Annotated in this window: 8 protein-coding genes and 3 tRNA genes; 6 read left to right on the plus strand and 5 right to left on the minus strand. The window is 71.4% G+C overall.

Features of this window, described 5'->3' with window-relative positions; all coding sequences use genetic code 11:
* Positions 1-48 precede the first annotated feature (48 nt).
* Positions 49-2,799, plus strand: coding sequence for a winged helix-turn-helix domain-containing protein (locus ACQCO7_RS20340; RefSeq protein ID WP_464073204.1), 2,751 nt, complete (start codon positions 49-51; stop codon positions 2,797-2,799).
* A 6-nt stretch (positions 2,800-2,805) separates the two neighbouring features.
* On the opposite strand, the gene ACQCO7_RS20345 is transcribed toward ACQCO7_RS20340, so the two are convergent.
* The 5 genes from ACQCO7_RS20345 to ACQCO7_RS20365 all read right to left on the minus strand — a co-directional run bounded on the left by ACQCO7_RS20345 (position 2,806) and on the right by ACQCO7_RS20365 (position 7,388).
* The gene (locus ACQCO7_RS20345; protein ID WP_464073205.1) at positions 2,806-3,201 is read right to left on the minus strand and encodes a barstar family protein; all 396 of its coding nucleotides are present in this window, start codon (positions 3,199-3,201) and stop codon (positions 2,806-2,808) included.
* 77 nt (positions 3,202-3,278) lie between these two features.
* Positions 3,279-3,923 carry a hypothetical protein gene (locus ACQCO7_RS20350; protein WP_464073206.1) on the minus strand — a complete coding sequence of 215 codons (645 nt, stop codon included), beginning with the start codon at positions 3,921-3,923 and terminating at the stop codon, positions 3,279-3,281.
* 214 nt (positions 3,924-4,137) lie between these two features.
* On the minus strand, positions 4,138-6,282 hold the full coding sequence (locus ACQCO7_RS20355) for a DEAD/DEAH box helicase (RefSeq protein ID WP_464073207.1): 2,145 nt from the start codon (positions 6,280-6,282) through the stop codon (positions 4,138-4,140).
* A 200-nt stretch (positions 6,283-6,482) separates the two neighbouring features.
* Entirely contained in the window at positions 6,483-6,965 is a 483-nt protein-coding gene (locus ACQCO7_RS20360) for a hypothetical protein (protein ID WP_464073208.1), read from the minus strand.
* Between the two features lie 72 nt (positions 6,966-7,037).
* A complete protein-coding gene (locus ACQCO7_RS20365) occupies positions 7,038-7,388 on the minus strand; it encodes a metallopeptidase family protein (protein ID WP_368039438.1) in 351 nt (116 codons plus the stop codon).
* 56 nt (positions 7,389-7,444) lie between these two features.
* Between ACQCO7_RS20365 and ACQCO7_RS20370 the strand changes: the two genes are divergently transcribed.
* From ACQCO7_RS20370 to hrpA, 5 genes are all read left to right on the plus strand, one after another.
* Positions 7,445-8,878, plus strand: coding sequence for a metallophosphoesterase family protein (locus tag ACQCO7_RS20370; protein WP_464073209.1), 1,434 nt, complete (start codon positions 7,445-7,447; stop codon positions 8,876-8,878).
* 80 nt (positions 8,879-8,958) lie between these two features.
* A tRNA-Glu gene (locus tag ACQCO7_RS20375) sits at positions 8,959-9,031 on the plus strand.
* A gap of 35 nt (positions 9,032-9,066) precedes the next feature.
* Positions 9,067-9,141, plus strand: a tRNA-Asp gene (locus ACQCO7_RS20380).
* A 27-nt stretch (positions 9,142-9,168) separates the two neighbouring features.
* Positions 9,169-9,242, plus strand: a tRNA-Phe gene (locus ACQCO7_RS20385).
* Between the two features lie 110 nt (positions 9,243-9,352).
* On the plus strand, positions 9,353-13,351 hold the full coding sequence (gene hrpA / locus ACQCO7_RS20390; protein ID WP_464073210.1) for an ATP-dependent RNA helicase HrpA: 3,999 nt from the start codon (positions 9,353-9,355) through the stop codon (positions 13,349-13,351).
* Positions 13,352-13,427: the final 76 nt, after the last annotated feature.

Here is a 13,427-nt window from a genome sequence, read left to right on the forward strand (position 1 = left end):
CGGCGAGAACCCCAGGAGATTCCCGAAGGTACGGGGAGAGGGAAGAACATGACCGAGGTGATCCCGGAGTGCGGGAATCTGCCCGCCGCCTTCACGAGTTTCGTGGGCAGACGGCAGGAGGCCGCCGAGGTCCGCCGGCTGCTGGACACGCGCCGGCTGCTGACGCTCACGGGAACGGGCGGCGTGGGCAAGACACGGCTGGCGCTGGAGGTGGCAGCCGCGTCCGCGCAGGCGTTCACGGACGGCGTGTGGCTGGTGAACCTCGCCCCCGTGTCCGACCCGTCGGCGGTGCCGGCAGCGGTGGCGGGCGCGCTGCGGGTGCCCGACCTCGGGGCACGGTCCTTCACTGACCAGCTCACGGGCTACCTGGCCGGCCGGCACGCGCTGCTGGTGCTGGACACCTGCGAGCACCTGGTGGACGCGTGCGCCGACCTGGTCGGCACCCTCCTGCCGGCCGCTCCGGAACTGCGCGTCCTCGCGACGAGCCGCCACACCCTCGGCGTCACGGGCGAACACGTCCACGCTCTCGCGCCGCTCGCGCAGGGCGAGGCGGTGGAGCTGCTGCGGGACCGGGCCGCCGCCGTCCGGTCGGGATACCCCGGCGACGAAGGCGACGAGGCCGGTGACGACGGGCTCGCGCGCCTGTGCGCCGGTCTGGACTGTCTGCCGCTGGCGATCGAGCTGGCCGCGTCCCGGCTGCGCACGCTGAGCGTCGGGCAGCTCACCGACCGGCTGGAGGACCGTTTCGCGCTCCTGACGGGCGGCAGCCGGACCGCACCGGCCCATCAGCGCACCCTGCGCGGAATGATCGACTGGAGCTACGAGCTGTGCACCCCGGCCGAGCGGCTGCTGTGGAACCGGCTGTCCGTCTTCGCCGGGGGGTTCAGCCTGGAGGCCGCCGAGGGCGTCTGCTCCGGGGACGGCATCGACGAGGCCGAGGTGCTGGACCTCCTGGACCGGCTCGTCACCCAGTCCGTCGTCCTCACCTGCGCGCTGGGCGGCCGACCGCGCTACCGGCTGCTCCGGACCATCCGGGAGTACGGCCGCGAGCGGCTCGCGGACTCCGGCGAGCCGGCCGGACTGCGCCGCCGGCACCGCGCCTTCTTCCTCGCCGTGGCCCAGCGCGTCGACCGGAACTGGTACGGCCCCGGCCAGGAGGAGAACCTGGCCCTGCTGCGCGCGGAGCACACCAACCTGCTGGCCGCCCTCGACCACGACGGCGAGCCCCGCACCCGTCTCGCGCTGGTCGCGGCCCTGCGCCGGCACTGGTGCGCGGGCGGGTTCCTCAGCGAGGGGCGCCGCCAGGTCGAGCGGGTGCTCGCCGCCGCGCCCGAGCCCTGCGCCGAGCGCGCCCGCGCGCTGCTGGTCGCCGTCTGGGTGGCGCAGACCCAGGGCGACCTGACGACGGCCGACCGCTGGCTGGACGAGGCCGACGCGCTGGGCCGGGGGCTGGGCGACGCGTGGGTGTGCGTACAGGCGGACGGCTTGCGCGGGGTGTCCGCGCACTACCGGGGGCAGCCCCGGGAGAGCATCCGCCGCCACGAGACGGCCCTGGCCGCCATGACCGCGCTGGGCGACGAGCGCGAGGCCGCCTCCTGGCGACTGGCGCTGGCCTGCGTCCAGGCGTACGCCGACGATCCCCGGGCGGCACACACCGGCGCACAGTTCATCGCCGCCGCCGAGGCGGGCGGGGAGCGGTGGGGCCGCGCCCAGGTGCTGATGGCCCTGGGCCACCACGCCTGGGCCCGCGGTGACCGTAAGGCCACCGAGAACCTGGTCACCTCCGCGCTGGAGACCATGCGCGGCCTCGCCGACCACACGATGGTCGCGCGGATGCTGGAACTGCTCGCCTGGGCCACCGCCGCCCGCGGCGCCCATGAGCGGGCCGCCCGGCTGCTCGGCCTGGCGGACGCCCTGTGGCGGGACGCCGGGAGTTCGGTCCACGCGTTCGGACCGAAGGTGGCCGAACAGCACGCGCGCTGCGGGCAAGCCGCGATCGAGGCACTGGGGGAGGCGGCGTACCGGAAGGCGTTCGCCGAGGGCGGCAGGCACCAGTGCCCCGTCCAGGCCGTCGACCATGCCCTCGCCGCCGATGCCGAGGCCGGGGTCCCCGCACCGGACGCGCCCCTGAGGCACAGGTCCGCCGCAGCCGACGTCCTGCTCGTGGACGACGACCCGGCGGCCAGGGAGAACGCCCGGCTCGCCCTGGAGGAACGCGGCCACCGGGTCCGTACCGCCGCGGACGGCGTGACCGGACTCATGCTGCTGCGCCGGCAGGCCCCGGACGTCGCCGTGCTCGCGGCCCGGCTGCCGGGTCTGGACGGGACGGGGCTGGCCCTGCGGATCCGCGAGGAGTCCGGGGTGCCCGTGCTGCTCCTGTCGGACGGCGACGACCCGGCGCACCTGGGGACGGGCGCCGACGACCACCTCGCCCGCCCGGTCGACGGGTCGGTCCTGGCCGCCCGCGTCGGTGCCCTGCTGCGCCGGTCCGGCGCCGAGCAGCCGTCCGGTACCCGGGTGGCGCGGTTCGGGGACCTGGTGTTCTGCCCCGTCTCGCTGGAGGTGCACCGGGAGGGGAAGGCCGTCCACCTGACCACCACCGAGCTGAAGCTGCTGCGGGAGTTCGCCGCCTCACCCGGCACCGTCCTCACCCGGGACCTGCTCCTGGAGCGGGTGTGGGACCTCGCCTGGTGCGGCGACAACCGGGTGGTGGACGTCAATGTGCAGCGGCTGCGCGCGAAGATCGGGCGGGACCGGATCGAGACGGTACGCGGGTTCGGCTACAAGCTGCGCCCGTGAGGAAGCTCAGTCCGCTGCCGGCAGGGTGAAGCCGGCCGCCGTCATGCGTCGGGCCAGCTGGGCCAGGTCGCAGGCGGAGTCGTCCAGGAGGAGCAGGCCGAAGGCGTTGTTCTCCAGGATCTCCAGGAAGACGCCGAGCTCCCTCGGGCCCTCGTCCTCCAGCAGCAGGGCCGCGTTGCGGAGCACGATCGTCACGGGTCCCGACTCGTCGGCCACGGTGCGCAGGCACTCCTCGAACGCGTTCCAGTCGTGGCCGAACCAGGCCGGGAAGCCGAGCACCGAGGCCCACTCGGCGAACAGGTCGATGTCGGTGCGGCAGCGGGTGCCGAGGATCTCCTCGGCCGACGCGGGGACCGTCTCCGACGCGGACAGGGGGCGGATGTGGTGCGCGGTGGTGTTCATGCCGTTCTTCCGGGCTCGGGGGGCGCAGGCGCGCCCGCCGGGGTCTGCCCGGCGGGCGCCTGAGGACTACCGGCGGCCTAGAACTTGCCGAGGTAGGTGAAGCTCTTGTAGTGGTCCCGCGTGAACCACACGTCACCGGTGTTGACCGCACGCACGAACCGGTCCTGGCCCGTCCGCTCGCCCTCCCCGTTGGGGTTGTGGTCGAAGTAGTGCGCGATGTACTCCTGGAACGTTCCCAGGTAGCCCCGCGACGACGAGCCCGCACCGCCATGGTTCATGAAGTCCCGGAGAGAGTCGCCGTTGTCGAAGTACCGGCCGCCCGTCTCGATCCACCGTTCGTGCCGGTTGGCGCGCTGGTCGACCCAGTTCTCGACCTGCCAGGAGGCGTCACGGTCGCCGATGCCGCGCCAGTTCGGCCAGCCGAAGCGCCGCCAGTAGTCCAGGGTGACGGCCTGCATCTTTCCCTGCGTCAGCGTTCCGGGGTGCTGTTCGTCGCCCGTGACCGGCGCCTTGCCCTTGTCGCCCCCGCCGCAGGGGGACGCCCCGTTGTTGGGCGGGCACTGGGGGGCGTCGGCGGCGTGCGCGGTGGCGGACAGGCCGAGCCCGCCGACGGTGACGCTGAGCAGCATGGCCGGGATCACGGCCTTGCGGGCGTGGGTACGCAGCCGGGACGACAGGGAGCGCTTCGCGCTCGGGATCTCCAATGCCTCGGTCGAGGACATGGTGGCTCCTTGGGGGGTGAGGGGTTTCCTGGCCGGAGCGGATGTCCTCCGGCCGAACCCAAGGAGACCTGCCGTACGTCTCGGTGGTCCGGCAACCACGTCACAGGTGACCGGACGGATGCTGACGTACGGCTGTTACAAAGCGCCGTCACGGGGGTCCGGAACGGCAGAAGGCCCCCTGCCGAAGCAGAGGGCCCTCCAGGTTCACTCGGACTCAGCCGTTGCGCTTCCAGCGCGGCTTGTCGTCGCGGCGGAAGGACGACGACGGGCCCGTGCCCGAACCCCGGTGGTCGTCGCGGCGGAAGGACGGACGGTCGTGGCCGCCGGCGCGGAAGCCCGGACGGTCGTCGCGGCGGTCACGGTTGAACGGACGGTCGCTGCCACGGTGACCGGAACGGTCGTCGCGACGGAAGCCACCGCGGTCGTTGCTGTCGCGGCGCTCGAAGCCCGGACGGTCACTGTTGTTGTCGCGCCGCTCGAAGCCCGGACGGTCGTTGTCACGACGCTCGAAGCCACGGCCACCACGGTCACCACCGCGGTCGTCGCGGCGGTCACGGTTGAAGGGGCGGTCGTCGCGGCGGAACCCGCCACGGTCGTTGTTGTTGTCCCGGCGCTCGAAGCCCGGACGGTCGTTGTCCCGGCGCTCGAAGCCACGGCCACCACGGTCACCACCGCGGTCGTCGCGGCGGTCACGGCCGGCCGGACGGTCGTCACGGTCCCGGCGGAACCCGCCACGGTCGTTGTCCCGGCGCTCGAAGCCGCGCCCACCCCGGTCGTCACGGCGGTCGTCGCGACGCTCACGGTCCCGGCGCTCGGCCGCGACCTCGGCGGCGGCGGCCTCCTCGACAGCCGCCTGAACCTCGGCGACGGCCTGCTCCTGCGCCTCGGCGACAGCGGCCTCCGGGTCCTCGCCACGCTCACGCGCGACGCGGGCCACCAGCCGGTCGGCCTCGTCACGCAGCTCGGCGGCACGCTTCTGCGCCCGCTCCAGCTGCTTGGCGAGCTGCGCGACCTCACGCTCGGCCTGCTGGGCCGCGTTGCCGGCGGACTCGGACTGCACCTCGGTCATCGACCGGGCGCCCGTGATCTCCGCGACCTCCGGCTCGAACGCCGACCCGCCCTGGATGATGTGCCGCCCGGCGTCGACGCCGGCGTCCTCCATGAGGCGGAAGATCTGCCGGCGCTGGTGCGGCAGGGACAGCGATACGACGGTCCCGGTGCGACCGGCGCGAGCGGTACGGCCGGCGCGGTGCAGGTAGTCCTTGTGGTCCCCGGCCGGGTCCACGTTCAGGACGAGGTCGATGCCGTCGACGTGGATGCCGCGCGCGGCGACGTCGGTGGCGACGAGGACGTTGACGTACCCGTCCTTGAAGTCGGCCAGGGTCCGCGTACGGGCGCCCTGGGTCATGCCGCCGTGCAGCGCGTCGGCCTTCACGCCGGACTCGCGCAGCTGCTCCGCGACGCGGTCCGCGCCGAGCTGGGTGCGGACGAAGATGATCGTGCGGCCCTTGCGGGAGGCGATCGCGGCGGTGACCGGCGCCTTGTCCTTGGGCTTCACGATGAGGATGTGGTGCGACATGGTCGTGACGTTGCCCTGGGCGCTGTCGACCTCGTGCGTGACGGGGTTGCTCAGGTAGCGCTTGACCAGCGTGGAGATCTCGTTCTCCATCGTGGCGGAGAACAGCATCCGCTGGCCGCCCGCCGGGACCTGGTCGAGCAGCTCGGTGACCTCGGGCAGGAAGCCCAGGTCGGACATCTGGTCGGCCTCGTCGAGGACGGCGACCTCGACGTCCTCCAGGGAGCAGGCGCCGCGGTTGATGATGTCGCGCAGCCGGCCCGGGGTGGCGACGAGGACGTCGACGCCGCGCTCCAGGGCGTAGATCTGGTTGCCCATCGACGTACCGCCGCAGACGACCTTCATCTTCAGGCCGAGGACGTCGCCGTACGGCTGGAGCGCGTCCGCGACCTGCATCGCCAGCTCGCGGGTCGGGGTGAGGATGACGGCGCGCGGGCGCTTCTTCTCGGTCCGGCCGCCGGCCAGCCGCGTGAGGGTCGGCAGACCGAAGGAGAGGGTCTTGCCGGAGCCGGTGCGGCCCCGGCCCAGGATGTCCTTGCCGGCCAGCGCGTCCGGGATGGTCGCGGCCTGGATCGGGAAGGGGGTGGTGACACCGTTCTGCGCGAGCTTGCGCACCAGGCCCTCGGCGAGCCCGAGGTCCGCGAAGGTGGCCTCGGGGGCCTCGTCGGTGAGCTCGGTCTCGACCTCTTCGACCTCGACCTCTTCGACGGCCTCGACGGTCTCTACGACCTCGATCGTCTCTTCGGACTCGACGACGACCTGATCAGAACTGGAAATGGACATGCGTATGCGAAACCTTCCGGAGTCTCGTCGGCACGCGCCCGTCAACTCCGTGATTTCTGCAATACGACCGCCTCTATGCGGTCCGCCACGGCTGGGGAGAGTACGCGCCACACGGCGCGCTCTGCGTTGGCGCCGGGCAAATGGGATCAAACGATCTACCACCATACGCACCTCACCCCCCACTAGGCAAATCCCGCAGGTCAGCCCCCGGGCGCGGGCTCCTGCGCGGACGGCGACGGCTCCACCGGAGACGGCTCCGGCGAGGACGACGGCTGCTGCGGGGACGGCGTCGGCGGCTCGGGCGAGGGCTGCGGCGGCTCGGGTACGGCCGACCGGGTCGGCGACGGCCTGCCGGGACCCGGCTTCCCCGGCTTCGGCCCGGGCGCGGTGGGCGAGGCGCTCGCGGAGAGCGACGCGGACGGGGTCGCCGAGGGGGCCCCGGTGCCGGCACCGTCACCGTCGAGCGCGCCCTTGCCGTCGCCCTGGTGCGGCGAGCCGTTCACGTACCGGCCCGACCCCGCCTTCCCGCCGTCCGGCGCGTCGCCCCCCGGCCGGCCCGCCGACGGCGACGGCTTCGCGGCGCCCGCGCCGTCACCGTCGTCCCCCACGCTCATGCAGCCGGAGGCGGCGGCGACGGCCAGCACCGAGGCGGCCAGCCGGACGGAAAGGGAACAGGAGCGCACGGGAGCCTCCGGGTGAGGAGTGGGAAGTCACCCCTCCCAACTCCCGCCGCACTCAAGAAGACACGCGACCCGTCACCCGTACCCCAGCGCGTGCAGCCGCTCGTCGTCGATGCCGAAGTGGTGCGCGATCTCGTGGACGACCGTCACCTCCGTCTCCGCGACGACCTCCTCCCGCGTCCCGCACATCCGCAGCGTCGGCCCCCGGTAGACCGTGATCCGGTCGGGCAGCACACCGGCGTACCACTCCCCCCGGTCGGTCAGCGGCGTCCCCTCGTACAACCCGAGCAACTCCGGATCGTCCGCGGGTGGTTCGTCCTCGACGAACACCGCCACGTTGTCCATGAGCCGCGTCAGCTCCGGGGGGATCCGGTCGAGCGCCTCGGCGACCAGCTCCTCGAACTCCTCGCGCGTCATCTCCAGCACACACCCATTGTCCGGCACGGCACATATCCGCACACGCCCCCGGGCATACGGCACCAATGGTCCGTCTCCAGGAGTCCCTGATCCGCTGGCGCGGCGCCCTCGCCCTGGCCACCGTGGTCGTCGCGGGCGCCTGGCTGGGCCTGCTGACCGTCGGCGACGTCCGTACGTCGGTCGGCCCGATGGATACGACGATGACGCTGCGGCCGTCCCTCACCGGCGGCACGAAGATCAACGTCTCCCCGCTCGGCGCGCTCTCCTTCGCCACCCACACCGCGCCCGTCCGCCTCGACGTCAACGTCGACCAGCTCGACCCCGTCCGCTCCCAGGCCCTCGTCGACCACCCCGAACGCCTCTCCGGACTCCAGGAGGAGGTGGCCCGCGACGCCTCCCACGGCGCGCTCGACCTCGCCGTACGCTCCTGCGCGGCGGTCGTGACAGGGGCGACGGCGCTGGGGCTCGCGGTGTACCGGCGTCCGCGCAAGGCCCTGCTGGCGGGGGGCCTCGCGCTGTCGCTGCTGGCCGCCTCCGGCGTCACCGCGTACGCCACCTGGAAGCCGGAGTCCGTGCTGGAGCCCCGCTACTCCGGGCTCCTGTCCTCCGCCCCCTCCCTCATCGGCAACGCCCGCGGCATCGTCACCGACTTCGACGTCTACCAGCAGGAACTCGCCCGGCTCGTGACGAACGTGACCAAGCTGTACGACGTCACCTCGACGCTTCCGGTGTACCAGCCCGACCCCACGACCGTCCGCGTCCTGCACGTCTCCGACATCCACCTCAACCCGGCGAGCTGGAAGATCATCGCGTCGCTCGTCGAGCAGTACGACGTGAACGTCATCGTCGACTCCGGCGACACGATGGACCACGGGTCGGCCGCCGAGAACCCCTTCCTGGACCCCGTCCCCGATCTGGGCGCGCCGTACGTCTGGGTGCGCGGCAACCACGACTCCCTCGTCACCCAGCGGTACCTGGCCGGGCTGCGCAACGTCCATGTCCTCGACGAGGGGCGAGCGGTCACCCTCGCGGGGCTGCGGTTCGCGGGGATCGGCGACCCCCAGTTCACGCCGGACCGGTCGGCGGCCCGGGAGAAGGGCGTCCAGGAGGCCGCCGGGCGGCAGCTCGCGGGCGCGCTGCGGCTGGGGCCGCCGGCCGACGTCGCGGTCGTCCACGAGCCGTCCGCCGCGCGCGAGGTCGACGGGACCGTTCCCCTGGTCCTGTCGGGGCACCTCCATCACCGGGAGACCGAGGTCATGAAGAAGGGAACCCGGCTGCGCGTCGAGGGGTCCACCGGGGGCAGTGGGCTACGCGCCGTCGAAGGCGGACACCCCGACCCCATCGAGGCGTCGATCCTCTACTTCGACCGCGACAGCCGACGGCTCCAGGCGTGGGACGAGATCGGGCTGGGCGGCTTGGGGGAGACAACAGCCCAGGTCAGCCGCCATCTCGCCCAGGAGAACAAGCCGCAGCCGCGCCCCTCTCCCTCCCCCTCGTAATCCGTTTTGGCGATCCCTCCGGCCATCCCCTATGCTTCAGACGTCCCCGACGCGCTGAGAAGCGCCCAGGCGGGCCGATAGCCCTCATCGTCTAGCGGCCTAGGACGCCGCCCTTTCAAGGCGGTAGCACGGGTTCGAATCCCGTTGGGGGCACGCAACACCTGTGCGACACTGTTCGCACAACGCAAGGTCCTGTGGAGCAGTTTGGAGTGCTCGCCACCCTGTCAAGGTGGAGGCCGCGGGTTCAAATCCCGTCAGGACCGCTGGAGTTCCACTCGTTGGATCTCCTCGGCTGGGTAGCTCAGTTGGTACGAGCGACCGCCTGAAAAGCGGTAGGTCGCCGGTTCGACCCCGGCCCCAGCCACAACACAGGCCCTGATCCTCGGATCGGGGTCTTGTTGTTTCTCCGCTCAGCGGTGCGCCGGGCAAAAGCGTTCGCCAGTATTTTCCCGGGGATGAGATCCTGGGGAGCGTATGTCTACGCAGCCTGCCCCCGCCCTCGGGAACCTCGCTTCCCGCCTCGTCGAGTTGTCGTTGCGCGACGCGCAGCGGCTCGGGCGACGGATGGAGGGTGCGCGGAAGATCCGGAAACCGGAGGCGCGTGCCGCCGTCCTCGCCGAGATCGGGGAGGAGGTGGAGCGGTGTGCCGAGCGGATGAGCGTCAGGGCCGGCCGCGTACCTGCCGTCTCCTATCCCGAGCAGCTCCCCGTCAGCCAGAAGAAGGACGACATCGCGGCGGCCATCCGCGACCACCAGGTCGTCATCGTCGCGGGGGAGACGGGGTCGGGGAAGACCACCCAGATCCCCAAGATCTGCCTTGAGCTGGGGCGCGGCGTACGCGGCATGATCGGGCACACCCAGCCCCGCCGGATCGCCGCGCGGACCGTCGCGGAGCGGGTCGCCGAGGAGCTGCGTACGCCTCTCGGCGAGGCCGTCGGCTGGAAGGTACGGTTCACCGACCAGGTCGACCCGGACGCGACGTTCGTGAAGCTGATGACGGACGGCATCCTGCTCGCGGAGATCCAGACGGACCGCGAGCTGCGCGCGTACGACACGATCATCATCGACGAGGCGCACGAGCGGTCCCTGAACATCGACTTCCTGCTCGGGTACCTCGCGCAGCTCCTGCCGAGACGCCCCGACCTGAAGGTCGTCATCACGTCCGCGACGATCGACCCGGAGCGCTTCTCCCGCCACTTCGGCGACGCCCCGATCGTCGAGGTGAGCGGCCGGACGTACCCGGTGGAGGTCCGCTACCGGCCCCTCCTCGAAGAGGACGCCGAGGACTCCGACCGCGACCAGATCACGGCGATCTGCGACGCGGTGGAGGAACTCCAGGGCGAAGGCTCCGGCGACATCCTCGTCTTCCTCTCCGGCGAACGGGAGATCCGGGACACGGCGGACGCGCTGGAGAAGAAGAAATACCGCTTCACCGAGGTACTCCCGCTCTACGCCCGCCTCTCGCACGCCGAGCAGCACCGCGTCTTCCAGCCCCACACCGGCCGCAGGATCGTTCTGGCGACGAACGTCGCGGAGACCTCGCTGACGGTCCCCGGCATCAAGTACGTCATCGACCCGGGCTTCGCGAGGATCAGTCGCTACAGCCACCGTACGAAGGTGCAGCGGCTGCCGATCGAGCCGGTCAGCCAGGCGAGCGCGAACCAGCGCAAGGGCCGCTGCGGCCGTACCAGCGACGGCATCTGCATCCGCCTGTACAGCGAGGACGACTTCGTCACCCGCCCGGAGTTCACGGACGCGGAGATCCTGCGGACGAACCTCGCCTCGGTGATCCTCCAGATGACGGCGGCCGGTCTCGGCGACATCGAGAAGTTCCCGTTCATCGACCCGCCGGACCACCGCAACATCCGCGACGGCGTCCAACTCCTGCAAGAACTCAACGCGTTGGACCCGACGCAGAAGGACCCGCGGGGCCGGCTCACGCAGGTCGGCCGCAAACTCGCGCAGCTCCCCGTCGACCCCCGGCTCGCCCGCATGGTCCTGGAGGCCGACAAGAACGGCTGTGCCCGCGAGGTCATGGTGATAGCCGCCGCGCTGTCCATCCAGGACCCGCGCGAGCGCCCGTCGGACAAACAGGCGCAGGCGGACCAGCAGCACGCCCGCTTCAAGGACGAGACCAGCGACTTCCTCGCGTTCCTGAACCTGTGGCGGTACGTACGGGAACAGCAGCGCGAGCGGGGTTCCAGCTCGTTCCGCCGGATGTGCAAGCAGGAGTACCTGAACTTCCTGCGCATCCGCGAGTGGCAGGACATCTACACCCAACTCCGCACGGTGGCCAAGCAGATGGGCATCCATCTGAACGAGGAGGACGCCGACGCGGACCGCATCCACGTCTCGCTCCTCGCCGGTCTCCTCTCCCACGTCGGGATGAAGGACGTGAAGGAGAACAAGGAGCAGTCCCCGAGGAAGGACGGCGGGCGCAACGAGTATCTCGGCGCCCGCAACGCCAAGTTCGCGATCTTCCCGGGTTCGGCCCTCTTCAGGAAGCCGCCGCAGTTCGTGATGTCGGCGGAGCTGGTGGAGACGTCCCGGCTGTGGGCCCGCGTCAACGCGCGCATCCAGCCCGAGTGGGTCGAGCCGCTCGCCGAGCACCTGCTGAAGCGGACGTACTCCGAACCGCACTGGGAGAAGGACCAGGCGGCGGTGATGGCGTACGAGAAGGTCACGCTGTACGGCGTACCGATCGTCGCGCAGCGGAAGGTCAACTACGGCCGGGTGGACGCGGAGGTCAGCCGCGAGCTGTTCATCCGCAACGCGCTGGTCGAGGGGGACTGGCGTACGCACCACAAGTTCTTCGCGGACAACCGGAAACTCCTCAGCGAGGTCGAGGAGTTGGAGCATCGCGCCCGGCGGCGGGACATCGTCGTCGACGACGACACGCTGTTCGACTTCTACGACCAGCGGGTGCCCGAACACGTCGTGTCCGGCGCGCACTTCGACTCCTGGTGGAAGCACAAGCGGCACGAGCAGCCCGAGTTCCTGGACTTCGAGCGGGAGATGCTCATCCGGGAGTCCGCGGAGGCGGTCACCAAGGCGGACTATCCCGACAGTTGGCGTCAGGGGCAGCTCAAGTTCCGTGTGACGTACCAGTTCGAGCCGGGGGCGGACGCGGACGGGGTGACCGTGCACGTCCCGCTCCAGGTGCTGAACCAGGTCACGGACGACGGGTTCGACTGGCAGATCCCGGGTCTGCGCGAGGAGTTGGTGACGGAGCTGATCCGCTCCCTGCCGAAGCCGATCCGGCGGAATTACGTGCCGGCGCCGAACTTCGCAAAGCGCTTCCTGGACAGTGCGTCGTCCCCGGAGGGGCGCAATCAGACACAGCCTCTTCAGGAGCCTCTTACGACCGCCATGGCGCGGGAGTTGAAGCGCATGGTCGGCGTCCCCTTCGACGCGGACGACTTCGACTGGGCCCGCGTCCCCGAGCACCTGCGCATCACGTTCCGGATCGTGGACGAGCGGCGGCGGAAGCTCGCCGAGGACAAGGACCTTGAGGCGCTGCGCCTCCAGCTCAAGCCGAAGGCACGGCAGGAGCTGTCCAAGGTCGCCGCGGCCACCGCCGAACGCGAGGGCGGGGAGTCCCTCGAACGCAAGGGGCTCACCGACTGGACGATCGGCTCCCTCAGCCGGGTCTTCGAGACGCGGCGCGCGGGGCAGCCCGTCAAGGCGTACCCGGCGCTGGTCGACGACGGGGACACCGTCTCCGTACGGCTCTTCGACACGGAGGCCGAGCAGCAGGCGGCGATGTGGAAGGGGACGCGGCGGCTGATCCTGCGCAACATTCCGGTCAACCCCGCAAAGTTCGCTTCCGAGAAGCTGACCAACGCGCAGAAGCTCGCGCTGTCGGCGAATCCGCACGGGTCGATCCAGGCGTTGTTCGACGACTGCGCGATGGCCGCCGCCGACAAGCTGATCGGGGACTTCGGGGGGCCGGCCTGGGACGAGTCGTCGTACCGGAAGCTGTACGACAAGGTGCGGGCGGAGATCGTCGACACGACCGTGCGGACGGTGGGGGCGGTGCAGCAGGTCCTCGCCGCCTGGCAGGCCGCCGAGCGGCGCCTCAAGGGCGTACGCAGTCCGGCGCTGCTCGCGAACCTCGCGGACGTGCGGGCGCAGCTCGACGCGCTCGTGCGGCCCGGGTTCGTCACGCAGGCCGGGATCCGGCGGCTGTCCGACCTGATGCGGTACCTGGTCGCGGTGGACCGCCGGCTCCAGCAGATGCCGACCAACGTCCAGCGGGACACCACCCGGATGGAGAAGGTCCACGAGATGCGGGACGAGTACGCCTGGCTCCTGGAGCAGCTCCCCAAGGGGCGCCCCGTGCCCACCTCGGTCCTGGACATCCGTTGGATGATCGAGGAACTCCGGGTGAGCTACTTCGCGCACGCGCTGGGCACGGCGTACGCCATCTCCGACAAGCGGATCGTGAAGGCGATCGACGCGGAAGTCCCGTGACCGGGCGCTGACGGAGGGTGAGTTCGACCTGGCCACTCACCCTCCTGTACAGTCCTTCTCGCAGCCAGGGAAACCC

The sequence above is a fragment of the Streptomyces saintjeani genome, assembly GCF_055409605.1.